Genomic DNA, 24,465 nt, shown 5'->3' on the forward strand with positions numbered 1-24,465 from the left:
CGGGACTTACGATCACGCCATGTCGCTGCAATTCGCCATCCTGACCGCGCTCACAGAGCGGGCATCGACGGGTATCGAACTCACCCGTCGGTTTGATCGGGCATTCGGCTACTTCTGGCCGGCGACGCACCAGCAGATCTATCGGGAGCTCGACAAGCTCAAGACCTCCGGGCTGGCCGAGGCCTCGACGCCTGATCGCCCCGAGCGCGGTCAGCCCAAGCGCTTCAGCATCACGCCCGCGGGACGGGCGGCGCTGGGCGAATGGCTCAGTGGCATCGATGATCCCGCGCCGGAGCGGATGTCCATCGCCGTGCGGGTGCGCGCCGCCGCGGCGCTCGGCGAGACCGGGGCCGTGCGCGCCGTGATCGCGCACCACCTCGCCGCGCATGAAGCGATGTTGGCCAACTACCGCGAGATCGATGCCCGGGATTTCGCGGCCCCGGTCGCCGACGCCGACGTACTCCGCCACCTCGTGTTGAAGGCGGGCCTGCGAACCGAGCAAGCCTGGGTCGACTGGTGTCGCGAGGCGCTGGACGTGCTGGACAGGCTCACGTCGTCCGGTGACCGCGCCTGAGCCCTGGGACGTTGGTTCCGTCGTCCTACAGGTACATGCCTTCCGGCGGCTCGGCGCGGTAGCGACCGGTGCCCAACTCGGTGAGCAGCGCCGCCGTGCTGATGGCTTCGCCGTTACCGGCGAGCAGTGCGCGGCGGACGATCTCGCGGATGTCGCTGCCGCTGGTGTGCTCGGGCAGGGCCGCGGCCACTGCGGCCGTGTTGACGTCCGCCCCTCCGGGCAGGTCGCCGAGCAGCACCGACAGGATGCGGGCCGCACCGACGCGGTCGGGGTAACCGACCTCGACCACCGAGTCGAACCGGCCGGTGCGGATCGCCGCCTTGTCCAGAGTCGCGACGTCGTTGGTGGATGCCAGCGTCAGGATGCGGGCGTCGGGGGCAATATCCATGGCCTGCAGCAGCTCCGACAACCCGCCGCCGCCGACGGAGCGATCCCGGCACCACAGGTCGACGTCTTCGAGCACCAGCAACACCGGGCCGCCCAGGCGCTGAGCCTCCTCGACGACGACCGTCAGCAGGTCCGCTCCGGCGCGGGCCTCGACGTAGATCACGGTGAAATCGCCGACGACTTCACTGGCCGCGACAGCACTGACCGCGGACTTCCCGGTGCCGGGCGGACCGCACAACAGCACGCCGCGGCGGGCTCCCAAGCCGTGGGCGTTGAGCAGGCCGTGGCGATCGCGAACCGCCGCGATGCCGAGATCGACTTCGGTCCATACTGATTGGGGCACAATCACATTCGATCGGCTGACAGCCGGCGGCAACTCGATCACCGTGAGCTGCAGACCATGCGCGTTGGTGGCGCGCAGCGCGCGGCCCCGGTACGGGTTGAGCGCGTTGGCACGCTCTGCGAGCCTGTCGAGCAGCACGCGGGCCTCGGCCTGATGTGCGGGCATCACGTAGACGCTGACCTCGGCCGAGTGGTTGAACGACTCGCGGGTTTCGATCTTGATGACGCACCCGACCTCGGGCAACAGGGACCCCGCGGGGAAGTGCACGCGCAGGCTCAGCGGGTGGCGGTACTGCCGCTCGCCGATCTCGGTTTGCGTCCACATCGGGGGATGCGAGTACTCGCCGGGGCCGACCAGACACACCTGCTCGTGCTCAGTGATCCACTCACCGAGTGCCAACGCCGTGGTCAACCGTGCCACGGGATTCAGATCGCGGGTTTCATCGATCAGCTGACCGCAGTCGCTCACCCCGAGCGCACGGGCGGTGAACCGGTCGGCGGTCTCGGCCCTGTCGAGGTCGGAGACGCCGGCCAGCAACTCACCGAGTGCATGCAGGGTCACACGCGCCATCGGGTGCACGTCGTTCAGCCACGCCGCGACATCGCTGATCGGCCGGCGACCCGTGCGGTCGTCGTCGGCGAATTCGGTTGCCAGTTGCGTTATTTCGTCGTTCGTCAGAGTCATGGTTGGTGATGTGGGTCGGAAACAGGGCAGTCGGACAGAATGGCACGCTGCCGAGGCACCGTCAACGAGTTTTCGCCGCCGCTACGCGGTGGGCTTCTGCCACACGAGCAGATAACGCCAGAAGAGCAGGCGCCGCACCTGGGCGCCCGGAAGAAGCATCGCGGCCTGCGCGGCGACCTCATGCGTCGTCAGCGGTGGGTCCAGCACCACCGGCATCACGTCGTGGTCAGGCGTCTTCGCGAACCCGGTGCCGGTTCCCAGCAGTCGCTCGGCGCGAAACCGGACACCGAGCGCGCGATGGGCGAGCGCGGCGCCGAGCTCATGCGGCCACTCACGCCGCAGGTCTGTCCGCGGCAGCGCGATCGCAGCGAGCACACCACCGGGCCGAAGCGCGTCGGCCAGCCGGGGCAGCACCGCATCGAGCCGCATGTGGTGCAGTGCGCTGATGGACACGATCGCGTCGTAGTCGGTTGCCGGCAGCGCGTCGGTCAGCACGTCGGCCTGAATGCAGTTCACATTCGTCGGGGCCCGGTGCTGCGCTTCGGCGATCATCACCGCCGAGCGATCGACCGCGTCGACGTGCGCACTGCGCTCGGCGAGTTGGACGGCGAATCCGCCGGCTCCGCAGCCGACGTCCAGGACCCGCTGGCACCGTGACGGCAGGAGCTGCAGCAGCCGGCGCTGGTAGTAGGCGTTGTGGTCCCAGTCGAGCGGGCTCCGGGCGTCGGCCACCGCCGGCGTCACGCGCGCGCGGTGACCCGAACCGGGATGGGGCCTTTCGCGACTGTCGTGTACGGCGATTCGAGCGGGAAGTCGTCGTGGAGCGACTCGATGCGGTTGGACCGCACGATGGTGGCCAGCGCGAGCGTCGTCACCAACATCGCGAAGTGTTCACCGATGCAGGACCGCGGCCCCGCGGCGAACGGGATGAACTGCCACCGGTCGCGGGTCTTGGCGTTGTCGGGGCTGAACCGGTCGGGGTCGAACGCCAGCGGGTGGTCCCACAACGTCGGGTCCCGGTGCACGGCACTGATGCCGATGGCCACGATGCTGCCGGCTTCGACGCGATGGCCGTCCACCACGATGTCCTGCATCGCCGTCCGGCCGACACCGGCCGCCGGCGGGCACAGCCGCAGCGACTCGTTGAGTACCTGGGCGGTGTAGGCGAGCCGGGGCACGTCGTCGGGGGTCAGCTCCCGGTCGCCGATCGCGGCGACCTCGGCCGCGACCCGGTCCTGCATCGCGGGATTGCGCCCGAGCTGCCACAAGGCGTACGTCAGCGTCGTCGCGGTCGTGTCGTGACCTGCCAGCATGAAGATGAGCAGGTCGTTGCAGATGTCGTCGTCGGAGAGCTTCTGGCCGGTGTCGGGGTCCGAGGCCGCGAGCAGCGCCTTGACCAGCGGTGCATCGCGGTCCGGGTTCGCGCGGCAGTCCTGCAGGACCGCCATGGTCATCTTGCGCATCCGGGCGACCGCGGCGCGAGCGCGACGCCGTCCCAGCGTCGGCAGCCACTGCGGCGCCTTGATCGGCCGCAGGGCGCGATCGGCCGTGTAGCGCGAGGCCACGTGCATGTTCTCGGCGATGGTGTTGCCGTGCTCGTTGATGTCGAGACCGAGAATCGAGTAGCCGAGGGACCGCATGGCGAGCCGGCGGCATTCGATGTCGAGGTCGACGTCACGCGCGTCGCGCCAGCGGTCGGCGATCGCCTGCGCAGCCTGGGACATGTGGCCACCGAAGCGGTCGACGTGCTGCTTGGTGAAGACCGGCTGCAGAGCGCGCCGGCGCGGCGGCCAGGCCTTGTTGGGCAGGACGAAGAGATTGTCGCCGACCACGTTGCGCACTTCTTCGTGGATCGTGGAGCGTTCGGCGAGGTTGTCGGTGCGACCCAGCACGTCGCGGATGCCGGCCGGCGACGTGACGAGCACGATGGGCGGCGCGACGCGCTTGGGTACGACGGCGATGCGACTGACGGGCCCACCGGCCTCGCTCAGCCGGACCAGCCCGGTGTGCAATTGCCGGGTGGCGATCAACTGCCGTAACGGCAGCGGATTCTTCGGCGCGAGCGGCAGCGTGCCCACGTCGCGGGCGTCGATGGTTGCAGTCATGTCAATAAAGAATTATGCCGCGCCAGGGGCGCGCGGTCGAGTGATTCGACCGGCAGGTATCGCAGTCACGGGTATGAATCAGTCATGAGCAACCACGTGAACCTCACCCCGCAGGAAAACGAACTGATCGCCGAGAGCCATCCCGAGGCGTTGGCCCGGATGGATTCGAAAGCACTCAAGGAACTGCAGCGCAGGCTGCGGCAGGCGCGTGAGAAGAACTTCAGTTTGTTGCGGCGTCAGGGTGCGGCGCGGGTGGAATCCGAGGGTGGCCGGGGCGCCGCGCAGCCCGCCAACGAAAAGCGTGGCGAGAAGGTCGACGTGTTCGACGAGGCGCTCACTCGGGTGAGCGAGCGCCTCGAAGCCGTCGGCGACACCGAGTAGTCACCCGGAACGCGCCTCGGCGCGAAGCCGCACCTCTGGGCCCGGGCCGGCGAGTGACTTTTGGCCATAGCACCGGGCAGTCGACGCCCGTACCGTTGAAGATGTCGGGATTTGCACCTTCGTCTGGAGCGGACATCATGACCGAATTATCTCCTCGCCCATACATTTTGGTCGGCATCGATGGATCAAGATCATCGCTGGAGGCGTTGCTGTGGGCCATCGGCGAGGCGCAGTTGCGTAACCTGCCGCTGCGGCTGGTCCATGCCGTCGACTACGGCAACTTCGTGATGGGATTCAACCCGGGCGCGTCCGAGAGCTTCTTCAAGTTCGTGGAGACGTCGGGGCAGAACTTCCTCAACGAAGCCAAGGAGCGGGTGCAGGCGCTCGCGCCTGAGGTGGAGGTGTCCGTCCACAACCTGGTCGGCCGCCCGGCGCAGCTGCTGGAGGAGCAGTCCAAGGACGCGTTCCTCGCCGTTGTCGGATCGAGTGGGCTGCATGGATTCACGGGGCTCCTGGCGGGGTCGGTGGCGGTGTCGCTGACCGCGCACGGCCACAGCCCCGTTGTCGTGGTGCGCGCGCCAGGCCTCCATGCCGGTGGACCTGTCGTTGTTGGCGTCAGTGGTGCCCCCGACAGTGAGGAGGCGATCGGCTGGGCCTTCCAGGAGGCATCACTGCGCGGTGCGAATTTGCTCGCCGTTCTGGTATCGAGTTATGTGCCAGCCTATTTCGACTACGTCGAACCGACGTGGGAAGAGCTGCCGGGGCCGGCCCGTGAGGACCAGCAGGCGATGCTGTTGGCGGAGCGATTGGCCGGATGGCAGGAGAAGTTCCCTGACGTTGCTGTCCGCCGAGTCATCGCCGCCGGTCATCCGGGGCACGTCCTGCTGGGCTATGCCAAGCGCGCACAGCTGATCGTCACCGGGACTCACGGGCATGGAAACGCGGCCGGGTGGTTCCTCGGGTCGACGAGTCACCGGCTGGTTCAGCATGCCGAGTGCCCGGTGCTGGTTGCCCGGCCGCAGGCCCGGTAGTCAGACCGTTGACGAGGTGCAGGTGGCCGTTCGCGGCCACCTGCACCTCAGGTATTCAGGCCCGCGCGACGAGCGCAGAGGGATTGTCGGAGTTCGAGTCGGCATGTGAGCCAATGATTTTGACGAGCTTGGCGGCCTCGCGGCTACCGACAACGACGAGGCTGATCGGTTCGGACGTCGCCTGCAGGAACCGCACGAAACTCGTCGTGATGGGTACGGTCGTGATGTACACGTCGGGGTAGAGGTCCTGCCACACCGCACAACGGCGCAGCAGCTCCTGGCGGCCACTCATCCCGGTCTCCGGCGGACACACGCCGACGGCCACAACGGGCCGTCCACGCAGTTGCGCTTCGGCGACCGCCGCGGCGAACACATCGTGGTTCTCTTCCCAGTCATTGACCTCGACGACGATCGACCCCGCCGGCGACCGCCGGTGCGGTGCGTAACTGCGGACCACTGCCGCCGGACACGCCGCGCCCTCGGCCACGCCCGCCGCGGTCGATCCCAGCAGCGCTTTTGCGAAACGGCCTATCCCGACCGAGCCCACACATACCATGGCGGCTCGGCGGGATTCTTCGATCAATACCGCAGTCGGTTCACCGTCCACCACGGCGGTCTCGACCTTGACCTGCGCGGCGGTGTCGTCGATGGCGGCGTGAGCCGCGCGTAGGCAGGTCCTGGCGTACTCGATGGCCATCCGATCTGAACCATGCGGGCCTTGCACGCAACTCACCAGCCGCAGCGGGACATCTCGGGCGATGGCTTCGGCGACGGCCCAGTGAGCGGCGTAGACGGCAGCTGTCGAACCGTCGATGCCGACCACGACGGAATCGCCAGCGTGCATTTCGATCATATTGTCTCCCGGTGCTTTTCGCGTGTTCCGCAGTGGTTTGCCCTGGCGTGCGGAACCGCAGATGTGTCATCGAATCCTCACCCGGGTACGTAACCGGAGGCGAGGGCACAAAGGCCTTTGGGGCGGCGCATGAGTCACCACGGGTCGAGGGTCCCGAGCGGTGGCGAGTGATCACTCAACGAGTGACTTTCGGCCATAGCAGCGGAGGGGTCGCGCTCGTACCGTCGTGGGCATCGGACAGTCAGAGCCATCGGAGGATATTGTGACCGAATTACCGCCCCGCCCTTACATTTTGGTCGGCATCGACGGGTCGAGCTCATCGCTGATGGCCCTGACTTGGGCCGTCAACGAAGCACAGTTGCGCAACCTCCCGCTCCGGTTGGTGCACGCCGTCGACTTCGAGAGTTTTGCGCTGGGGTTCAACCCGGGGGCCTCGGAGAGCTTCTTCAAGTATCTGGAGACCACCGGCCAGCGCTTCCTTGACGAGGCCCTCGATCGCGTCCAGACGCTGGACCCTGATCTGGAGGTGATGTTGACCAGAAAGGCGGGCCGTCCAGCGCGCGTGCTGATCGACCTGTCGAAGGGCGCATTCCTCACCGTCGTCGGTTCAAGCGGACTGAACGCGTTCACCGGCCTGCTGGCCGGCTCGGTGGCAGTGGCGCTGACCGCGCACGGACACAGCCCGGTGGTCGTCGTCCGCGCACCGGGGGTGCCGGTGACAGGACCCGTTGTGGTCGGGATCAGCGGGGCCCCGGACAGTGAGGATGCGATTGGCTGGGCCTTCGAGGAAGCCGCCATGCGCGGGACTGGACTGACCGCTGTCCTGGTTTGGGGCTATCTGCCGGCGCATTTCTACGATGCCCAAGGCCCCTGGAATGACCTGACCGGCCAGGCGCGTGAGGAACAGCAGGAGATGCTGCTGGCCGAGCGATTGGCCGGGTGGCAGGAGAAATTCCCTGATGTCGCCGTGCGCCGCGTCGCGGCACTCGGCAATCCTGGACACGTGCTCCTGAGCCACGCTCAGCGCGCTCAGCTGGTCGTCACGGGAAGTCATGGTCGAGGCGACGCCACCGGACTGCTGCTCGGTTCCACCTGCCACAAATTGATCCACCAGGCGAACTGCCCGGTGCTCGTCGCTCGGCCACATGCTCGCGAGTCCACCCGATGACGAGCGCAACTCGCGAGGTGCGTGAGCCCTTGACGGCGGCGCGGCTGCGATCGGTGGACGCGTACTGGCGTGCTGCCAACTATCTCGCTGCCGGCCAGATCTACCTGATGGGCAACCCGCTACTGCGAACACCGTTGGAGCACCAACACATCAAGCCCCGCCCGTTGGGGCACTGGGGCACCTCGCCGGGGCTGAACTTCATCTACGCGCACCTGAATCGCGCCATCATCGATCATGATCTCGACGCGATGTATGTCATCGGTCCCGGTCATGGCGGGCCGGCGCTGTTCGCGAACGCCTGGCTCGAGGGCAGCTACAGCCGAACACGTCCCGACATCACCCGCGACGAACGCGGCATGGCGACACTGTTCCGCGAATTCTCCTTTCCCGGTGGTGTTCCCAGCCATGTCGCACCCGAGGTTCCAGGATCCATTCATGAGGGCGGCGAGCTGGGCTACTCCTTGGCACACGCCTACGGCGCTGCGCTCGATAACCCGAACCTGTTGGTGGCGTGTGTAATCGGCGACGGCGAAGCCGAGACCGGTCCGCTGGCCGCCAGCTGGCATTCGAACAAGTTCATCAACCCCGCCACCGATGGTGCGGTACTGCCCATCCTGCACCTCAACGGCTACAAGATCGCGAACCCGACGGTGTTGGCGAGAATCACCGACGGTGAACTCGACAGCTTGTTACGTGGATACGGGCACCACCCGATCTACGTCAGCGGCGACGATCCGCAACAGATGCATCAGGACATGGCTGCAGCGCTCGACCATGCGGTAGCTCTGGTGCGCGAGATCCAGAACGCTGCGCGGACGAACTCGGCATCACCACCGCGACCCCAATGGCCCATGCTCGTGTTGCGGACACCCAAAGGCTGGACCGGACCCCAATGGGTCGACGGTGTGCCTGTGGAGGGCACGTGGCGCGCCCATCAGGTGCCCATCGCCGATGTGCGGTCTGATCCGGAACATCGTCGGCAGTTCGTCGATTGGCTGGACTCTTATCGCCCCGATGAGCTGTTCGACGAAATGGGTTGCCCCACAGCGCTGGTGACGGGCAATGTGCCCTCACCCGATTACCAGATGGGATTGAACCCGAATGCCAACGGCGGCCTGCTGCTGACACCTTTGCATCTGCCTGCCGCCAAGGAATTCGCCGTGTCGAGCGTCAAGCCGGGGGATACCACCGCAGAGCCGACCAGGGTGCTGGGGCAGTATCTGCGCGAAGTGATGGTGCGTAACGCCTGCTATCGCAACTTCAGACTGTTCGGACCCGATGAGACGGCGTCGAATCGGCTCGATGCCGTGTATGACGTCAGCGACAAGCAGTGGAACGCAGCAGTTCTGCCGAGCGACGAGCACCTGGCCCGCGACGGGCGTGTGCTCGAAGTCTTGTCGGAACACATGTGCCAGGGCTGGCTGGAAGGTTATCTGCTGACGGGGCGGCATGGCCTGCTCAACAGCTACGAGGCCTTTGCCCATGTCGTGGACTCGATGGTGAACCAGCATGCCAAGTGGCTCAAGGTGAGCCGCGAACTACCGTGGCGCGCACCGATCGCGTCCCTGAACTATTTGATCACGTCCCACGTGTGGCGCCAGGACCACAACGGCTTCTCGCACCAGGACCCCGGTTTCATCGACCACGTTGCCAACAAGCGCGCCGATATCGCGCGCATCTACTTGCCGCCGGACGTCAATACGCTGCTGTCGGTAGCGGCGCATTGCCTCGCCAGCCGGGACTACATCAACGTGATCGTTGCCGGGAAGAACGACGCACCGGTATGGCTCACCGCCGAGCAGGCCGCGGTGCATTGCGCACGCGGTGCGGACATCTTCGAGTGGGCCAGCACCGACAGGGGTTCAGAACCTGATGTGGTGCTGGGCTGTGCCGGCGACGTGCCAACCACGGAGGTGCTGGCCGCCGTGTCGATACTGCGGAAACACCTGCCGAAGCTCAAGATTCGTGTCGTCAACGTGGTCGACCTGTTCCGGTTGCAGGCCAACTCTCAGCATTCGCACGGCATGACGGACGTGGAGTACGACACGTTGTTCACCACCGACCGGCCCGTGATATTCGCCTACCACGGTTACCCGTCGTTGATCCACCGGTTGACCTACCGCCGACGCAATCACCGGAATATGCATGTGCGCGGGTATCTGGAAGAGGGTTCGACGACAACGCCTTTCGACATGCTGGTGCTGAACAAGATGGACCGCTTCCAGCTGGTGATCGACGCCATCGATCTGACGCCCGGACTCGACGGTCCCGCGGTACACGCACTGCGCGCAGACATGGTTGCGGCTCATGATCGCCACCGTGAATGGATCCGGACGCGCGGTGAGGATCTGCCCGAGGTCACGGAGTGGCGTTGGGAGTCGGCAACTGATTGACGGCGTCGGCGATATGTGTCCTCGTCATGCGACGACTGTGCGCTCAGGGGGCTTCGGCGACTAAGGTCTAGGGTCCTCAGATTGACGGCCACTGGTGATCCACGCCGTGGCGTCCTCGACCTGCCCCGCAGGGAACTTCCGGATCTCCGCCGCGATGAAGTGTGACACCAGGTGCTGTGCAACGCCCGCTATCGGCGAATCAGTGACGATGGCAATCTTTTTCACGTGTTGGTGATGGTCATGGACGAATCGCAGGTGCGTCACCATCGCCCCGAAACTGTCCCATCCCGGAAAATGTGGAGCGTCGATGATGAGGCCGGCAAGGTCGCCGCCCTGCTCGATCTTCGGGTCGACAGTTTGGTTGAGGGCGGCAAAATCGCCGGTACTCAACGGGGATTCCGGGTGAATGGTGAGAATCGAGTTGTCCGAGTCCCATTGTTGATCGATCACGGTTCACTCCTGTGCTATCAGTCTGAGCGCAAAGTTGTTGTGCAGCAGCGGGTAATGGCCGGTTCTAGCCGCTGAGCAGCATCAGGTTGCCCAGCCGGCGAGTGTGCGTCGCAGCTGACGCGACGGAGATCAGGTGAGCGAGCCCGTTCTCGATGCCGCGGGCGAGATCTTCCGTGTCGAGCTCGGCGTCGTAGTCGCCGATGACGCCGAATGTCAGGCGATCTGCGTAGCTCATGATGGCGATGCCCGTGCGCATGCCCATCGCAATCGGGGGCACCGGCACGAGCGCGGCGATCTGCCGACCCATCAAGCGCATGCGCCGGCTCGGGCCCGGGACATTCGTCGTCACGGCAACGACGCCGTGTTGCGGAAGCCGGCCCAGTAGCCGCACGGCCGACGCCATGATCGGAAACGGAATTAGGTTGGCCGCGGCGACCACCAGAGAGCCGGCTTGGCGCTGCCCACTGCCTTTCGCCGTTGTCAGCCTCTTGTGGACCAGCCGGAGCTGTTCGAGCGGATCGGGCCGATCGACGGGGAGGTCCGGCAGCAGCACGGAAACCCGGTTGTCGGGCACGTGGAGTAGTTCGGCCGGACGAACGGAGACCGGCACCACGGTGCGGATCGGCCCGGCCGAAGGTTGCATATCGTGCTGCAGCATCGCTGACCGGAAACCGTCCGTGATGGCTGCCAGGGCCACATCGTTGACCGTGACGCCGAACCGCTTGGCGACCATCTGGACATCGGGTAGCGAGACCTCGACAGCACTGAATCGGCGCATGTCGCTGAGCTGCCCGTTGAGGGGTTGGGTCGAGGTGGTGAGCACGCCGGCTACGAGTTGAGCAGCTCCGAACGCCATGCGCACCCCACTGCGCGCCGTCGATCTCACCATCCGCCACGCATCGGTGCCGAGCGTGATCGGATTGAAGCCGCGCCGCGATTGCTGAGCTGATCCCGAAGGGAGGCAGGGTATTTCATCGCGCGCTGCCCACTGGTTGTCGCAGATGCCGGCGAGCATCGCTGTCGCCGCGACACCGTCGGCGATGCAGTGGTGCAGCTTGACCACGATCGCCCAGCGACCATCAGCCAGACCGTCCAGCATCCACGCTTCCCACAATGGACGGGATCTGTCGAGGCGGCGCTCCATCAAGCTCGCCACCGCGCGATGAATCGCAGTGTCATCACCGGGCACTGTTACGGTGAGCCGGCGGACGTGGTGGGTGATGTCGAAACTGGGTGCCGGTACCCATTCTGGAGCGCTGAGGTCGAGCGGATATGAGTGCAACACCTGTCGGCAACGGGGCAGGGTGGCCGAGCGCTCGTCGAGCACCGCTTGTAGTTCGGCGAAGTCCGGGGCCGGGCCTTCCATGATGGCCACCACCGCGACGGCAAGATTGGCATGACTGTCGGAATCCTCAGCCTGCAGGAATCCGGCATCGAGAGCGGTGAGCTGGTTGTCGTTCATCGGTGTCCTTTACGGGCCGGCCTGCCAATGGTGCGGTGTTCGCGAATGATGTTGCGCCTATCGGAAGTTCACGAGCAGAGCTGATGGACCGCGGTCGTAGGGACCTTCGGCACCTGCTGAGCCTGCCGTGACCGGGCTTGTGGCCTTCCGGCTGCCTGCCAGAGGACCTTTGGCCCGTGTGGGCCTCAGACCAGTGGCGCACCATCGAGTGGCTGCCCCGCTGAAGTCGTGATTCGTAGGGAGGATTTCCCGATGGCCGTATCCACCGATGAGGATGTCCCGTCGTCAGAAGGCGTGGTAGATGCGTCCCCAGGGCGGTTTCTCGCTCTGATCACCGCTGCGCTGATCGTGGCGGCGATGCTCATCGGTTGGATGTTCGGCGGCTTTTCGCTGGCCCGCCTGGTGCTGCCGGATGACGCGGTAGCGCCGGCGAAAGTTGCTACGGCACAACAGCAGGCGCCGCCCACATCGCAACAACTGCATGCGTGGCTTGCGCAACTTGAATCACCGCTGGACGCCTTACTGATTCAGCGGGACAACATCGCCACCGCGGCTGCCAAGTCTGACATGGTGGGAATTCAGCGGGCCTGCGAAGCCGGCCAGATGGTCCTGCCTCAGCTACAGACGTTGTTGCCGAGCCCGGAAGCGACACTGACAACCGCCCTGCGGCAGACTCTCGAGGATTTCGGCTCCGGATTCAGTGAGTGCCTGACCGGCATTCGGAGTCAGGACGTCGCAGACATCGAGATGGCCTCGGTCTATCTGTACCGCGCGAACAATGACCTTCGAACGCTGATGGCAGTGATTGCGCGTGAACTGAATGATATCGACTCCGGGAATCAGGAAATCGTACCGATCTGACGTTGCCGGCCGACCCGAATGCCGTTGGAGTTCATCAGGAGTCGGCGGACACGGCGACGGATGGGGCTGATCGACGATCTGGGGACCACCCGACCGCGGTGAGATACAGCCCGGCCAGCCCGGTGACGATCACGACGGCCTGCCACCACGGTGCGGCGGCCAGAACGTCGTGCCCTGTCGCCAGGTACGCCGCGGGGAACATCATCAACGCCGCGCCCTTGAGCACAGTCAACCAGCCCAGCACCGACACGGTGGCGGCAGCAGCTCCGCGCCAATGCGGGTGCAGTGTGACGACGACCAGTCCCATCGGTAAGACGAATGCGCCTGTGATCCAAGGCCATACAGAGTTGTCCCCGAATGTGTGCATCAGAGTCTTGACGTAATCAGCCCGGGTGACCAGTGATGCGGCCGCGACGACGAGATAGGGCCCGAGCACCCGAGCGAACATCCGGGTGCGGTGCTGAATGTGCGGTGTTGCGGTCATGATGCGAACTCCATCTCATCGATAGAGGCGCGGGTCGTTGATCGGGGCTCGGATCAGCGACCCGCCGCCTCGTCGTCGCAGGCACGAGAACCCGGCAACGAGTCCTCGTCGTGCAGAAGGGAAACGACGTCCGTCAGCGCGCGGCGCGGGGTCGAGGGTAAGGGGTCTGCGTTCAAGGGTGCCCAGCCGACGCGAATGAGCATCTGCGGGAACAATTCATCGCCGAAAACGTCCGATCGGACGATGGCTCGGCACTCGGGATTCTCCAGTGCCTCCGTGACGGGGCACGTGGACAGTCCCTGCGCGGTGGCTGTGAGCAGAACTGCGCTCGTTGCTTCTCCGGCCCGCAATCGATCAATCGGAGTGTCGGTCGAGGTGCCGAGCGCCAACAGTGAACCGTTGTCATCGGTGGCCGTTGTGCCTGCGGCCTGGCCGAGCACGGGTCCGGCGAAGATGCGACTGGGGAGAGCAGCGCTGTGGTCGGGCGCGGGTGTACTACGAGCGGGCACGCCGGCGACCGATGCGTAGCGGCCGCTCCAGACCGTCAGTTCGGTGAGGTAGTCCAGATCATGCACATGCTGTGAAACCGCTTGCCGCAGTGCATTTGTGAGGACGTCGTTGAGCTTTACCCGGCGCAGGCCGATGCCGAGGCGCGCCGCGCGGGCGGTCATCAGAGCGATGTCCCCGAGCGGGACGGGCCAGCCGCTGTAGTACCGCCGGTCGGTTCGGCGCCGCGGAATCGCCGCGGCGAGAGCGATGTCGGCCTGCTCTGGGACGCAGGGTGTCAATTCGATCGCGGCGAGATGATCAGGCTCGGCCGGGTTTGGGAACCTGCGCACGGTCGCCTGCCAGCCCAGCGCGTGGAAGGCCACGGTCGCGTGGTGCAGCGCCGCACCACAACTGATCAGCAGGTCGCGGCCGTCGGGGTCGGTGTGAATCAGGTGCAGTGACGATTCGGCGTACAAGTGCACACTGTTGGCGCCGATGCGCCACCGCCAGGGTTGCGTGTTGTGCACCGAAGGGGCACGCGTTGCCAGCGCCATTGCCGCGCAAATCGTCTGATGGTCGGGGAACGTCTCGGGCATCTGATTCACCTCACTGGACCTGTGATCGAGGTCGACCCGGTGCGTTTCAGATCGCGCACACTGCTCGTTTCTCATACAACGATCCTGCAGGTGATCGGGCACGATCGACAGAGCACTACGTCACTTGCTGAAGAGTTCTGTCCCAGACCACATGCCGGCGGAAGCGGTGTCTATCGTCATTGGTGGCCAAAGACATTGGACCCGCATCCCGAGTCGCCCCATCAGGGCAGCGGCGCCCACCACCGCAGGACGGTGCCGGCGTCGACGCCGGGTCCGACGGTCATGTCACCGCCGGTGTCTCGCGCCCGTCGGCGGAGGTTCGCCAAGCCACTTTCGGTGATGCCTTCGGGTAATCCCTGGCCGTTGTCGGTGACCTCGATACGCAAGTCGTTGTCGACGTTGACGGTGACGCCGACCGCGCTGGCCTTGCCGTGACGGACGGCGTTGCTCACCGCTTCGCGGACGACGGCCTCGGCGTGATCGGCCAAGTCGGGCTCGATGACCGAGAGCGGGCCGTCGTAGCGGACCGTGGTGTGCAGTTCGTGGCTGGAGAAAGAGGCGACCGCGGCATCGAGTCGCTGTCGTAACCGAGTGGTGGAGGCGGTGCTGCCGTGCAGATCGAAGATCGCGGTGCGGATTTCGGTTATCACTTCCTGGAGGTCGTCGACGCAGTCGGTGATGCGGCGCTGCACATCGCTGGACTTGGCGCGCGGGATCGCGCCCTGGAGCGTCAGACCAACCGCGAACAGCCGCTGGATGACGTGATCGTGCAAGTCTCTGGCGATGCGGTCGCGATCGGCCAGTACAGCCAGCTCACGCTTCTGCCGCTGACTGGCGGCAAGCTGCCAGGCGAGCGCGGCCTGGTCGGCGAACGCGGCCATCGTGTCCAGCTGATCCGCGGTGAATTCCTGGCGGCCCGCATTCCGCAGCACGACCAAGACTCCGATGACGCTCTCGGTGGTGCGCAGTGGCAGCACCAGTGCCGACGCCACGTCGGCCGCAATTGCTTCAGGTAGCTCCGCTGCCCGGCAGATCGAGGGCGTTCGATCGTGAAAAGCCCGGCCGATGGGTCCGCGGGCCCCCGGCGCCTCCAGCGCTGATGCTCGGGCATCGCCGACGACGTCGATCACCTGGAGTTCGGTGATCTCGCTGCTCGGCGCATCGTCGTCCTCGGGAACCGCGATCAGCGTCGCGTCCGCGTCCGTCAGCGAACGTGCCTCCTCTGCGATCTGGCGGAACACCAGCGACGGCTCCGTGCCGGACAACAGGGCGGTACCGATATCGCGGGTGGCCTCGATCCAGGCCTGGCGTTGCTGCGACTGACGGTAGAGCCGGGCGTTGTCGATGGCGATGCCGGCCGCCGCGGCCAGGGCCTGTGCGAGCACTTCGTCGTCTTCGCTGAATGGCTGTCCGGATGCTTTTTCGGTCAGATACAGGTTGCCGAAGACTTCGTCGCGGATGCGGACCGGCACACCGAGGAAAGTGCGCATGGGAGGGTGGTGCTCGGGAAAGCCCACCGAGGCGGGGTGGGTGCGAATGTCTTCCAGCCGAATGGGTTTCGGTTCGTCGATGAGGACGCCGAGTACGCCGCGCCCTTGGGGCAGCGGGCCGATCTTGCAACGGGTCTCCTCGTCTATGCCTTCGTAGACGAATTCGACGAGCTCGTGATCCGTGCCCCGAACACCGAGGGCCCCGTATCGTGCGTCGATCAGCTCGATCGCGGTGCGCACGATGGTGCGCAGTGTCTCGTCCAGTTCGAGCCCGGACGTGACGGTGAGCATCGCCTCGACCAGACCGTCGAGCCGGTCACGGCCCTCGATGATCTGTTCGACGCGGTCCTGAACTTCACTGAGAAGTTCACGCAGCCGTAGTCCCGATAGCGGCGCTCGCAGCGGATGCTCAGTGCTGCTGTCTTGACGTCTCACATCGGTGATTCTGCCACTGGGGCAGCGGTGCGCCAGGAATTTGACGCCGGCGGCAGATCAGTCGTCCGAGCGCCGCGGCCGGTCCAGTTTCGACACGAACACCGCGGCCTGCGTCCGTCGTTCCATGCCCAGCTTGGCGAGCAGACGCGACACGTAGTTCTTTACCGTCTTCTCCGCCAGGAACATTCGTGCGGCGATCTGCTTGTTGGTCAATCCTTCGCCGAGCAGATCCAGCAGCACCCGTTCCTGATCGGTCAGCCCCGAAAGCGGGTCCGAGCGCTCGGCTTCATTGCGGAGCTTCGCCATCAACGCCGCAGCGGCACGGTTGTCCAGGAGGGACCGTCCGGCGCCCACGGCCTTGATCGCCTCGGCGAGTTCCATGCCTTTGATGTCCTTGATGACATAGCCGCTCGCGCCGGCCAGGACCGCGTCGAGCATGGCCTCGTCAGACGTGAACGACGTCAACATCAGACACCGTAGGTCGGGCAGGCGCGACAGCAGGTCGCGGCATAGTTCGATGCCGTTGCCGTCCGGCAGACGCACATCGAGGACGGCCACATCGGGCCTGAGCGCAGGAATCTGGGCCATGGCGTGCGCCACGGTTCCAGCCTCGCCGATGACTTCGAGATCCGGATCCGCACTCAGCAGGTCGATGAGTCCGCGGCGCACGACTTCATGGTCATCGACGAGAAATACTGTGACCATTCGCGTGCCCTTCTGCACGCCGGCGGCGCGCTGATAAACGTTGACGTCTTGCTCATGACGATAGGCCAGGCCTCGGCTACAGGCGCTGATTACGTTGGCAAATCAGTGCCGTGCAGTTCACCTGGGGCGAGGCTGAGCGCGCCGTCCCCACGATCTCACCCATCCCGGGCCTCCGGTGCCTGCCGATCACCAGCAATTGGATCGAATCGGCATGGCGATCAAGGTAATTCATCGTGGAACCACGGATTGCGACGGGGTTGAACTCGATGTCCGGGTTGGCGAGGCGATACCGGGCGAGACGTTTGTCCAGCCGCGCAGACACGCCATCATCCTGCACTTTGTCCCGTCCGTCCGCAGGCGAGGTCGGCCGCGTTGCGAGCACCGTCAGGGGCACTCCGCGTAGCCGGGCTTCGCTGATTCCGGCCTCGAGAACGACGGCGCTGTCCGGACTTTCATCGACTTCGACCACGACGTGCCTGGGCTGCATCACCCCGTGGTGGTTGCCGCTGCGGACGATCGCCACCGGACACGGCGCGGAAGTCGCCAATGTGGCCGCGGTCGAACCGAGTCGGTGCCCCGTGGCATGCGCGATGCCGAGCGAGCCCAGACACAGGAGGTCAGCAGATCGGCTGGCGTCCAGGAGGACCCGGGAGGGATGCCCCTGCAGTACTTCCCATTCCACTTTGACAGGCTGCTCTGTGGACTCGACCGCGACCAGCGCACGCCGCACGGAGACGTCGGCGCACGCCAGATCTTGGGCTTCCTGCTGGGGATCGACGGCACCGCGTGGCTCGACGACGTAGAGCAGGCGCAGGGGTACGTCGCGACTGACGGCTTCATCGACCGCCCACAAGGCAGCGTCGACCGACCATCGCGAGCCGTCGATGCCGACCACGACGGCCGGCGACGGTGAAGCTGACTTGTACATCTCCGCACCCTCCTGACATCCCCGAGCTGAGTATTCGTCGACGGTAGGTGCGGTGACCGTGTCCGCGGCAGGGGCATTGGTCCCTAGTTGCCTGACCGTGGGTCCATGTGCCCTAGTGAGCGGGCTGGCGACTTGTCATCGTCGACGATATGAAGAAGCAACTGGCAACGGGTGTAGCGCTTGCGGCTGCACTGTGCGTAGCGGGCCGGCTGTATCGCAAGTGGGCGGCCGCCAGGCGCACATCCAGCGCTCCGCCATCACTTCCGGTCATCAGAGCCATGTGGCCGGAAGCGGAAAACATCCGCCAGCTGGCGTCGCGGTGTCGGTGGCGGGACGTCCTCCAGGGCTGGGGCGGTGCCGATGCGGACCAACACCTGGGGCAGGGGATGGCCGGTGAGCGCGCTGATGATGTCGCAGGTGGCCGGGTGCTCCGTCAGGTGGGTGAGCGTGCAACTGGCTAGGCCCGCGACGGTGGCTTCGAGCAGCACTGCCGACAACGTCTCGCCGCACGCCAAGATGTCCTCGCGCGTATCGCCGAGTGCGGAGATGACCACCACGGTGGCCTGGTCATCGCCGGCATGTTGGCGACGCTCGCGGACATGGGAAACCGGGAACGAGCGTCCGATGTCAACCCGATCACCTTCTGCAGCCGACAACAACGCACTGTGTGGAATACCGGTTGTACTCTCAAAAGACGAAGTCCACCAGTCCAATTCGGCGTGATACGCGGCGTCGTACATCCGTAGCGCATCGGTGAGATGTGACGCCTGGGCTACTTCGGTGCGTTGTCGGGCGGTCAGGACGTCAACCTGTGCCGGGTGATTCACCGTTGCCAGCCGCAGCATTTCGACCAACGCGGGCCGGTCTGTCACTGCGCCGAACGGAAGTCGATCGGATCGCCGGCACAATATCGCGTCTGCTGCCCGTCGCTGTGCCGGTGTGACGCCGGCGGCCGACTGGAAGCGGATGTCGGCGAGGTGCCGGTGGTTCTCGGGGTCGGGAAAGCGCTCGACGTTGGTGGTCCAGCCAGTTGCGGCCATCGCCACGCGGAGATGGTCCAAGGCCGCGCCGCAGCTCAACAGTGCCTGGCGGCCTGAACCGTCGGTGGTGACCAGCCAGCCGGCGTCGAGATACAGCTTCAGCGTGGCGGATTCGAGCACCCAATTCCACGGCTGGCTGTTGTGGATCGACGGCGCTCTGCAGGCCAGAAGTACCGCATCTTCGATTTCCGCGAGGGAAATAGTGGCTTTCGTCATGCGGCGTCCTTCTCGACAACAGCGAGGTGCACCTTGAAGCCTGCGACGGTTCGGACGCTTCGCACAGGGTCGGAAGTCATCATTACCTCGGCAGTTGGCGGTCAAGCACGTCATCGGGTGTCGACAGAGCACTTTTCGGATCCCGCGAGGACCTTCGACACTATGCCGTGTTCGAGCAGTGCGGTCAGATGTCATCGGAGAGCTGCATGACCACTACGGCACAAGGACCTTTGATGAACATCCAAGCCCCGGTCAACCCGGTCGTCGTCGGCATCGACGGTTCGAAACATGCGGTGCGCGCTGCGCGCTGGGCCGCACTCGAGGCGGCGAGCCGGGACACCACGTTGCGGCTGGTCTACGTCATCGACTCGGATCATGCCGACAGCCAGGAGAGCATCGACCGCGCTCAGCACGCGTTACACAAGGCGTGGAAAGCCGTGACCGCTACACGCGTCGACGTGAAGCTCGAATCAGAGATTCTCTCGGGCAGCCCGGCTGAATGCCTTGCCGATGAGTCCCGCCAGGCGGCTGTGGTGTGCGTCGGCGACCGCGGAACACATGACACGCCTGATGCTCCGCGCGGATCGACGGCTGTTGAGGTGGCCCGGAGCGCGCCAGGCTCGGTCGCGATCATCCGGCGGAAACATCGCGAGTTCGACCATCGCAAGTGGATCGTGGCCGTCCTGGACGAATCAGCCTCTGCCACGGCCGTATTGAAGGCTGCCGAGTCTGATTCGGCATGGCGTGATGCGCCGATTCTGATGCTGGAGCCCTGGTCGCATTCGGGGGCGCCGGTCGATGTCAGAAATCCGGTGCACGCCGCTCTGGAGCGGTATTTGAGGGCCGCGGACAACAGTTACCTCGAGTCGGTCACCCTGGCGATGCCGGGGCATCTGAGCAACTTGCTGCGGCAGAGTGCATGCATCGACCAGCTTGTCATCGTGCCGGGTGACGACCGGGACTTGGTTGCGGAACTGACCAGCGACGAAATGCGCAAAACCTTGAAAGGTTCGGACTGCACACTGTTGTTCGTCCGGCCGGCCTACCGCCCATCAAGTGGCAATGGAACAGCTTGCCACCAGAGTTCGACCGAGCTGCTGACGGCAGGGCAGTCATGACCCAGGTGCTGCATGAGCCGATCCGGCGCACCCAGTCGGCAACCAGACAAGGGTCGGTGGCGACCGAATTCGGGACGCGGCAGTCCCGTGACACCGCGGGTACGGACTGGATTGCCCACGTTGCGGCGAAACTCGCTCTTCGCGAGGGGCGCCACGATACCGCGCGGGATGCGGAGATCGCGAGCTGGTGCCGGGAGACTGCGATGCAGTTCGCGGATGCCCGAATTCAAGCGTTCGTCCCACTGTTGGTCGAGCGAATCGTCGCCGACCGCATTCGGCGTGGCAGTGATTTGGGCTGCTAGTCGGCATCCCGGACGGTCAGCAGCACCTTTCCGACGGTCTTGTCGGAGTCGAGCAGGCGGTGCGCCTCAGGGGCGTCGGTGATCGGCACCTCCGCCGCGACGACAGGCACCACCGCTCCGGCGTCGATCAGTGGCCACAGATGCTGCCGCAGCGCGCTGATGATCTCGGCTTTGGAGCCGGGGCCTTCCTCCGGCCGGCGCCGCAGGTTCGTCACATGTACCGATCCTCGTTTGAACAGCAGCGTGCCGAGATTCAGTTCGGCGACGGCGCCACCCTGTAAGCCGATGATGGTCAGGTGGCCGTTCTCGGCGAGGGCGTCGACATTCTTGCCGAGGTAACTGCCGCCCATGATGTCAAGAATGACGTCGGCGCCAGAGTATTCGGCGTTGACCACCGCCGGGAAATCCTGGTCGCGATAGTTGATCAACGTCCGCGCGCCGAGTTCGCGGCAGGCGTCCAGCTTGAATTGTGTGCCGGCCGTCACCGCCACGTTGGCCCCGAGTGCGCGGCCGACTTGTATTGCGTGCGTGCCGATTCCGCTGCCGCCGCCGTGGATCAGCAGCGTCTGCCCGCTCTGTAGACCACCGGTCATCACCACATTCGACCAGACGGTGGCCGCGGTTTCCGGCAGCGCCGCCGCGGCCGTGACGCTCACGCCCTGAGGCACGGGCAGCACATGGCTGGCGGCGACGTTGACACGTTCGGCGTACCCACCGCCGGCCAGCAGAGCACACACCGCGTCACCGGGTGCCCAATCCTGCACTCCGGCACCGACTTCAGCGATGTAACCGGAGACCTCAAGGCCCGGAATGTCGCTGGCGCCCGGCGGCGGCGGATAGAAGCCCATGCGCTGCATGACATCGGCCCGGTTGACACCGGCCGCCACCACCTCGATGGCGACCTGACCGGGCCCGGGCGCGGGAAGGTCGTCGACCTCGGCCCATTCCATCACCTCGGGCTCGCCGTGGCCGTTGAGAGTTGTCGCGTACATGTTATTTGCCTCCGGGGATGGGGAATTGGGTTGGTTGTGGTCGACGGACTCTGATTGTGGTCAGTGCCTGGTACTTCTCGTGGGTCTGTTCGGGTAGGTCTTCCGGCGTGCCAGGTAAGCCCGTGGGCTGGAGCCGTTCCAGCGGTGGAAGGCGTGGGAGAAGTTGCTGACATCGGTGTAGCCCAGCCGGTTGGACACCTGCTCGACCGTCATGCCGCTCTGCAACAGCTCCGTCCCGAGGTGGTGGCGCACTTCGTCGAGCAGTTTCCGGAACGACGTGCCCTCGGCCTCCAATTGGCGGCGCAACGTTCGGGTACTGCACGAGAGTCGGTCCGCCACCTGGGCCAGGCTCGGCGGGTTGGCGGGGTCGGCCAGCAGCAGGTCACGGACCAGGCCGGCCCGGCCGGTACGGGCTTCCCGCTGTTCGAGCAGCATCCGGCACTGCTGCTCGGTGAGCTTGGCGGTGTGGCTACTGGCTTGCGGCAGAGGAATATTCAGCAGGCCGGACCCGATGGTGACCGATGTTTCGGTGTCATCGAATTCCGGCGTGGAGCCGAACATGTCTTCATAGAACGTCACGGCCGGCCCCGGATCGGGGAGGGCGAAGCTGATGCGGCTCGGCGGCGGGGTGGCGCCCAGAATTTCCCGGTACAGGTTGGGGATGGCCGCTGCGTCGCGCTCCAGGACGAACCTGCGGATCGGTGCCGGCACGGCCCGGGCGTCGATGACGATCGTCAGATCGTCACCGTGTCGTCGGGTCTCGAAAGTGCAGAAGGCGTAACTCAATTGAACGAATCGCACGGCGACATCGATCGCCTCGCCCAAGGTCGGACTGGTCAGGATGGCGAATCCCCACAGCCCGAACGCCGTGACCGGGTACCGGGCCGCCGCCTGCAGGCCGAGGCCGGGCTGATCACCCAACGCGGCAACGATATTGGTGATGGCCCTGAGTTCCTGCTGCGCGGTGACCTCGGCATCGGGAACGCGAATCGCCGCGGGTGGGATCCTGGTGCCGGCGAGGCATTGCTGCGCGGTCAAGCCGAAGTCGGCGGCCCAGTCGAGCATCACCGTCAAGCTCGCGGCAGACCGCTTGGAGTGCAGGTCAAGCGTCGTCATCGGTCGCGCAATCGCTCGCGGTACTCGCGGGGCCCGACGCCCTTCCACCGGCGGAACGCCTGCGTGAAGCTGGAGGTCTGCGAATAGCCGAGGCGGTCGGCTATTTCGGCAACGGGCATCCCGCTCGCGACCAGTTCCTCGGCGAGTGCCTCACGGGTTTCCTCCTGCAGATCGCGCAGCGACACTCCCTCCTGAGCGAGGTGCCGGCGTAGCGTGCGCGCGCTGACAGTCAGCTGCCGTGCGGCCTCGTCGAGTGTCAGCACGGGCGCCGGACTCGACAGCATCATGTCGCGCAGGAGGCCGGCGACACCGGCACGCGCAGACCGCTGTCGCAGCAGTTCGACGGCTTGCTTCTCGGCCATCGAGCGCGCGTACTGGTTCGCCTGGGGCAGTGGTTTGTTCAACGCGTCGAGGCTGACGATGAGGCAGTTCTGCGGTGCGCCGAACTCGGGCTCGACGCCGAAGATGTCGACGTACTTCCGCACGATGTCATCCGCGGGCCGCTCGGTGGTGTACGCGACCTGTAGCTGGGCGTCCGATGACATGAGCAGGTCACGCTGCAGCGTCTGGATACCGGTGCTGTCGCGCTCGACGGCGAACTGACGCAGGTCGGACGGCAGGTGGGACGGGTCGAGAATCAGCCGGCCGTAGCCGTCCGTCATGTCGGGCGACACCGTGAGCCGGCACAGGCAGAAACTGAGCGCAGCCAGCGATACGCCCACCTGCATCGCCTCGCCCAACGTGCGCGAGCTCATCAGCGCCAGGCCCCAGATTCCGGGCGAGGCGGCATGGCAGCGCAGCCCGGCTTCGATGCCGAGGCCGGGGACATCAAGGGCGCCAAGCATATTGGTGATGATCTGGATCTCGTCGCGCAGATGCACTTCGGCGTCCAGGTCATCGAGGGCGGAGCGGGTCAGCGACGTGCCATGCAGTGATGCGGTGGCGGGCATTCCGTGTTCGGTCGCGAGGTCGACGAGCAGAGCCACCCCCGCCGGTGAGCGGAGAACATCGTGCGTACTCACATGCTCCTCATTCGGCCGAATCCGATTGCTGTCACCCTGCGGTACCGAGCCTAGGGGCCGAGCCGTCTCACGCAATAGGTGATGAATGGCCAACAAGTTGTGAGAAGTGGCCAACTCGTAGCGCCGCATTCCCGCCTGCGGAATTCTTGCCGTATGACCAAGCGCATCCTGAACGTCGTCACCAACGTCTCGCACTACGAGGACCCGTCCGAGCCGACCGGCTTGTGGCTGTCGGAGCTGACGCATGCCTACCACGTCTTCGCCGAGGCCGGCTACGAGCAGACCATCGTCAGCCCCCAGGGTGGGCTCTCGCCGCTGGAGCCGCGGTCGCTGAAGTTCCCCAACTTCGACAAGAGCGCCAAAGCCTGGAAAGCCGACGCCGCCAAGATGGCGCTGCTGGCCGACACCGCCGCGCCGGCGGACATCGACTCGGCGGATTTCGACGCCATCTACTTCACCGGCGGCCACGCGGTGATGTTCGACTTCCCGGACAGCGAAGGACTGCAACGTATCTCGCGGGAAATCTTCGAACGCGGGGGAGTCGTGTCCTCGGTCTGCCACGGCTACGCCGGGCTGCTGAACACCACGCTTTCGGACGGCTCGCTGCTCGTGGCGGGCCGCAAACTCACCGGCTTCTCCTGGACCGAGGAAGTCGTGGCCCGCGTCGACAAGCTGGTGCCCTACAACGTCGAAGAAGAAATGAAGAAGCGCGGCGCACTCTACGAAAAGGGGCTCATTCCCTTCGCTTCGTACGTCGTTGCCGACGGTCGCCTCGTGACCGGGCAGAACCCCGGCTCCGCGAAAGCCACGGCCAAGAAGGTCGTCGAAGTCCTCGGGCGC

Annotated in this window: 24 protein-coding genes; 9 read left to right on the forward strand and 15 right to left on the reverse strand. The window is 65.6% G+C overall.

Translation table 11 applies throughout. The features are described 5' to 3' along the window. Positions 1-19 precede the first annotated feature (19 nt). The gene (locus VXD91_RS06730; protein WP_318984890.1) at positions 20-574 is read left to right on the forward strand and encodes a PadR family transcriptional regulator; all 555 of its coding nucleotides are present in this window, start codon (positions 20-22) and stop codon (positions 572-574) included. Positions 575-599: 25 nt separating this feature from the next. Here the strand turns inward: VXD91_RS06730 and VXD91_RS06735 are convergent, their stop codons facing one another. The 3 genes from VXD91_RS06735 to VXD91_RS06745 all read right to left on the reverse strand — a co-directional run bounded on the left by VXD91_RS06735 (position 600) and on the right by VXD91_RS06745 (position 4,093). After that, positions 600-1,988, reverse strand: coding sequence for an AAA family ATPase (locus tag VXD91_RS06735; RefSeq protein WP_318984891.1), 1,389 nt, complete (start codon positions 1,986-1,988; stop codon positions 600-602). An 81-nt stretch (positions 1,989-2,069) separates the two neighbouring features. Then, on the reverse strand, positions 2,070-2,732 hold the full coding sequence (locus VXD91_RS06740; RefSeq protein ID WP_318984892.1) for a class I SAM-dependent methyltransferase: 663 nt from the start codon (positions 2,730-2,732) through the stop codon (positions 2,070-2,072). Continuing rightward, positions 2,729-4,093, reverse strand: coding sequence for a cytochrome P450 (locus VXD91_RS06745; protein WP_346415006.1), 1,365 nt, complete (start codon positions 4,091-4,093; stop codon positions 2,729-2,731). The genes VXD91_RS06740 and VXD91_RS06745 overlap by 4 nt, the downstream gene beginning before the upstream one ends. A gap of 84 nt (positions 4,094-4,177) precedes the next feature. On the opposite strand from VXD91_RS06745, the gene VXD91_RS06750 reads away from it, so the two are divergent. Together VXD91_RS06750 and VXD91_RS06755 are read left to right on the forward strand one after the other, a co-directional pair. Further along, positions 4,178-4,474 (forward strand): hypothetical protein, encoded by a 297-nt coding sequence (locus VXD91_RS06750; protein ID WP_346415007.1) that lies wholly within the window; start codon positions 4,178-4,180, stop codon positions 4,472-4,474. Between the two features lie 137 nt (positions 4,475-4,611). Further along, positions 4,612-5,505, forward strand: coding sequence for a universal stress protein (locus VXD91_RS06755; protein ID WP_346415008.1), 894 nt, complete (start codon positions 4,612-4,614; stop codon positions 5,503-5,505). Positions 5,506-5,560: 55 nt separating this feature from the next. Here VXD91_RS06755 and VXD91_RS06760 read toward each other — a convergent pair whose 3' ends face one another. Next, a complete protein-coding gene (locus VXD91_RS06760) occupies positions 5,561-6,349 on the reverse strand; it encodes a universal stress protein (RefSeq protein WP_346415009.1) in 789 nt (262 codons plus the stop codon). A 241-nt stretch (positions 6,350-6,590) separates the two neighbouring features. Here VXD91_RS06760 and VXD91_RS06765 point away from each other — a divergent pair, with 241 nt between their 5' ends. Beyond that, entirely contained in the window at positions 6,591-7,526 is a 936-nt protein-coding gene (locus VXD91_RS06765; RefSeq protein ID WP_346415025.1) for a universal stress protein, read from the forward strand. Beyond that, positions 7,523-9,919 (forward strand): phosphoketolase family protein, encoded by a 2,397-nt coding sequence (locus VXD91_RS06770; protein ID WP_346415010.1) that lies wholly within the window; start codon positions 7,523-7,525, stop codon positions 9,917-9,919. Before VXD91_RS06765 ends, VXD91_RS06770 begins: the two co-directional genes overlap by 4 nt. Before the next feature lie 60 nt (positions 9,920-9,979). On the opposite strand, the gene VXD91_RS06775 is transcribed toward VXD91_RS06770, so the two are convergent. Further along, positions 9,980-10,369: an STAS/SEC14 domain-containing protein gene (locus VXD91_RS06775; RefSeq protein ID WP_318984897.1), complete on the reverse strand. Its 390-nt coding sequence runs from the start codon at positions 10,367-10,369 to the stop codon at positions 9,980-9,982. Positions 10,370-10,433: 64 nt separating this feature from the next. After that, positions 10,434-11,831, reverse strand: a complete 1,398-nt coding sequence (locus VXD91_RS06780) for a wax ester/triacylglycerol synthase family O-acyltransferase (RefSeq protein ID WP_318984898.1) — start codon at positions 11,829-11,831, stop codon at positions 10,434-10,436. Between the two features lie 252 nt (positions 11,832-12,083). On the opposite strand from VXD91_RS06780, the gene VXD91_RS06785 reads away from it, so the two are divergent. Next, the gene (locus VXD91_RS06785; protein ID WP_346415011.1) at positions 12,084-12,692 is read left to right on the forward strand and encodes a hypothetical protein; all 609 of its coding nucleotides are present in this window, start codon (positions 12,084-12,086) and stop codon (positions 12,690-12,692) included. A gap of 34 nt (positions 12,693-12,726) precedes the next feature. Here VXD91_RS06785 and VXD91_RS06790 read toward each other — a convergent pair whose 3' ends face one another. From VXD91_RS06790 to VXD91_RS06815, 6 genes are all read right to left on the reverse strand, one after another. Next, positions 12,727-13,176: a hypothetical protein gene (locus VXD91_RS06790; RefSeq protein ID WP_346415012.1), complete on the reverse strand. Its 450-nt coding sequence runs from the start codon at positions 13,174-13,176 to the stop codon at positions 12,727-12,729. 53 nt (positions 13,177-13,229) lie between these two features. Then, positions 13,230-14,261 (reverse strand): NAD(P)H nitroreductase, encoded by a 1,032-nt coding sequence (locus VXD91_RS06795; protein ID WP_346415013.1) that lies wholly within the window; start codon positions 14,259-14,261, stop codon positions 13,230-13,232. Positions 14,262-14,482: 221 nt separating this feature from the next. Continuing rightward, positions 14,483-16,186, reverse strand: a complete 1,704-nt coding sequence (locus tag VXD91_RS06800) for a GAF domain-containing sensor histidine kinase (RefSeq protein ID WP_346415014.1) — start codon at positions 16,184-16,186, stop codon at positions 14,483-14,485. Positions 16,187-16,243: 57 nt separating this feature from the next. Beyond that, positions 16,244-16,891: a response regulator transcription factor gene (locus tag VXD91_RS06805; protein WP_029104893.1), complete on the reverse strand. Its 648-nt coding sequence runs from the start codon at positions 16,889-16,891 to the stop codon at positions 16,244-16,246. A gap of 76 nt (positions 16,892-16,967) precedes the next feature. Next, complete coding sequence (locus tag VXD91_RS06810; RefSeq protein ID WP_346415015.1) at positions 16,968-17,786, reverse strand: universal stress protein; 819 nt, start codon at positions 17,784-17,786, stop codon at positions 16,968-16,970. Positions 17,787-18,076: 290 nt separating this feature from the next. Continuing rightward, entirely contained in the window at positions 18,077-19,075 is a 999-nt protein-coding gene (locus tag VXD91_RS06815) for an NAD(P)H nitroreductase (RefSeq protein WP_346415016.1), read from the reverse strand. A 206-nt stretch (positions 19,076-19,281) separates the two neighbouring features. On the opposite strand from VXD91_RS06815, the gene VXD91_RS06820 reads away from it, so the two are divergent. Further along, on the forward strand, positions 19,282-20,193 hold the full coding sequence (locus VXD91_RS06820; RefSeq protein WP_346415017.1) for a universal stress protein: 912 nt from the start codon (positions 19,282-19,284) through the stop codon (positions 20,191-20,193). Next, a complete protein-coding gene (locus VXD91_RS06825) occupies positions 20,190-20,495 on the forward strand; it encodes a hypothetical protein (protein WP_346415018.1) in 306 nt (101 codons plus the stop codon). Before VXD91_RS06820 ends, VXD91_RS06825 begins: the two co-directional genes overlap by 4 nt. On the opposite strand, the gene VXD91_RS06830 is transcribed toward VXD91_RS06825, so the two are convergent. The 3 genes from VXD91_RS06830 to VXD91_RS06840 are packed head-to-tail and all read right to left on the reverse strand — an operon-like array spanning position 20,492 to position 23,625. Continuing rightward, positions 20,492-21,487 carry an NAD(P)H-quinone oxidoreductase gene (locus tag VXD91_RS06830; RefSeq protein ID WP_346415019.1) on the reverse strand — a complete coding sequence of 332 codons (996 nt, stop codon included), beginning with the start codon at positions 21,485-21,487 and terminating at the stop codon, positions 20,492-20,494. The two genes, VXD91_RS06825 and VXD91_RS06830, sit on opposite strands and share 4 nt — an antisense overlap. A gap of 60 nt (positions 21,488-21,547) precedes the next feature. Beyond that, positions 21,548-22,603: an AraC family transcriptional regulator gene (locus tag VXD91_RS06835; RefSeq protein ID WP_346415020.1), complete on the reverse strand. Its 1,056-nt coding sequence runs from the start codon at positions 22,601-22,603 to the stop codon at positions 21,548-21,550. Then, the gene (locus VXD91_RS06840) at positions 22,600-23,625 is read right to left on the reverse strand and encodes an AraC family transcriptional regulator (RefSeq protein WP_346415021.1); all 1,026 of its coding nucleotides are present in this window, start codon (positions 23,623-23,625) and stop codon (positions 22,600-22,602) included. The genes VXD91_RS06835 and VXD91_RS06840 overlap by 4 nt, the downstream gene beginning before the upstream one ends. Before the next feature lie 153 nt (positions 23,626-23,778). On the opposite strand from VXD91_RS06840, the gene VXD91_RS06845 reads away from it, so the two are divergent. After that, a partial coding sequence (locus VXD91_RS06845; protein WP_346415023.1) for a type 1 glutamine amidotransferase domain-containing protein occupies positions 23,779-24,465 on the forward strand: 687 nt, incomplete at its 3' end.

Source organism: Mycobacterium sp. SM3041 (assembly GCF_039668335.1).
Lineage (GTDB): Bacteria > Actinomycetota > Actinomycetes > Mycobacteriales > Mycobacteriaceae > Mycobacterium.

Excerpts from the sequence above, each read along its gene's own strand:
- VXD91_RS06730 (WP_318984890.1), top strand. The coding sequence starts at position 20 with ATGTCGCTGCAATTCGCCATCCTGACCGCGCTCACAGAGCGGGCATCG.
- VXD91_RS06735 (WP_318984891.1), bottom strand. The coding sequence starts at position 1,988 with ATGACTCTGACGAACGACGAAATAACGCAACTGGCAACCGAATTCGCC.
- VXD91_RS06745 (WP_346415006.1), bottom strand. The coding sequence starts at position 4,093 with ATGACTGCAACCATCGACGCCCGCGACGTGGGCACGCTGCCGCTCGCG.
- VXD91_RS06750 (WP_346415007.1), top strand. The coding sequence starts at position 4,178 with ATGAGCAACCACGTGAACCTCACCCCGCAGGAAAACGAACTGATCGCC.
- VXD91_RS06755 (WP_346415008.1), top strand. The coding sequence starts at position 4,612 with ATGACCGAATTATCTCCTCGCCCATACATTTTGGTCGGCATCGATGGA.
- VXD91_RS06760 (WP_346415009.1), bottom strand. The coding sequence starts at position 6,349 with ATGCACGCTGGCGATTCCGTCGTGGTCGGCATCGACGGTTCGACAGCT.
- VXD91_RS06770 (WP_346415010.1), top strand. The coding sequence starts at position 7,523 with ATGACGAGCGCAACTCGCGAGGTGCGTGAGCCCTTGACGGCGGCGCGG.
- VXD91_RS06780 (WP_318984898.1), bottom strand. The coding sequence starts at position 11,831 with ATGAACGACAACCAGCTCACCGCTCTCGATGCCGGATTCCTGCAGGCT.
- VXD91_RS06785 (WP_346415011.1), top strand. The coding sequence starts at position 12,084 with ATGGCCGTATCCACCGATGAGGATGTCCCGTCGTCAGAAGGCGTGGTA.
- VXD91_RS06790 (WP_346415012.1), bottom strand. The coding sequence starts at position 13,176 with ATGACCGCAACACCGCACATTCAGCACCGCACCCGGATGTTCGCTCGG.
- VXD91_RS06795 (WP_346415013.1), bottom strand. The coding sequence starts at position 14,261 with ATGCCCGAGACGTTCCCCGACCATCAGACGATTTGCGCGGCAATGGCG.
- VXD91_RS06805 (WP_029104893.1), bottom strand. The coding sequence starts at position 16,891 with ATGGTCACAGTATTTCTCGTCGATGACCATGAAGTCGTGCGCCGCGGA.
- VXD91_RS06815 (WP_346415016.1), bottom strand. The coding sequence starts at position 19,075 with ATGACGAAAGCCACTATTTCCCTCGCGGAAATCGAAGATGCGGTACTT.
- VXD91_RS06820 (WP_346415017.1), top strand. The coding sequence starts at position 19,282 with ATGACCACTACGGCACAAGGACCTTTGATGAACATCCAAGCCCCGGTC.
- VXD91_RS06825 (WP_346415018.1), top strand. The coding sequence starts at position 20,190 with ATGACCCAGGTGCTGCATGAGCCGATCCGGCGCACCCAGTCGGCAACC.
- VXD91_RS06830 (WP_346415019.1), bottom strand. The coding sequence starts at position 21,487 with ATGTACGCGACAACTCTCAACGGCCACGGCGAGCCCGAGGTGATGGAA.
- VXD91_RS06835 (WP_346415020.1), bottom strand. The coding sequence starts at position 22,603 with ATGACGACGCTTGACCTGCACTCCAAGCGGTCTGCCGCGAGCTTGACG.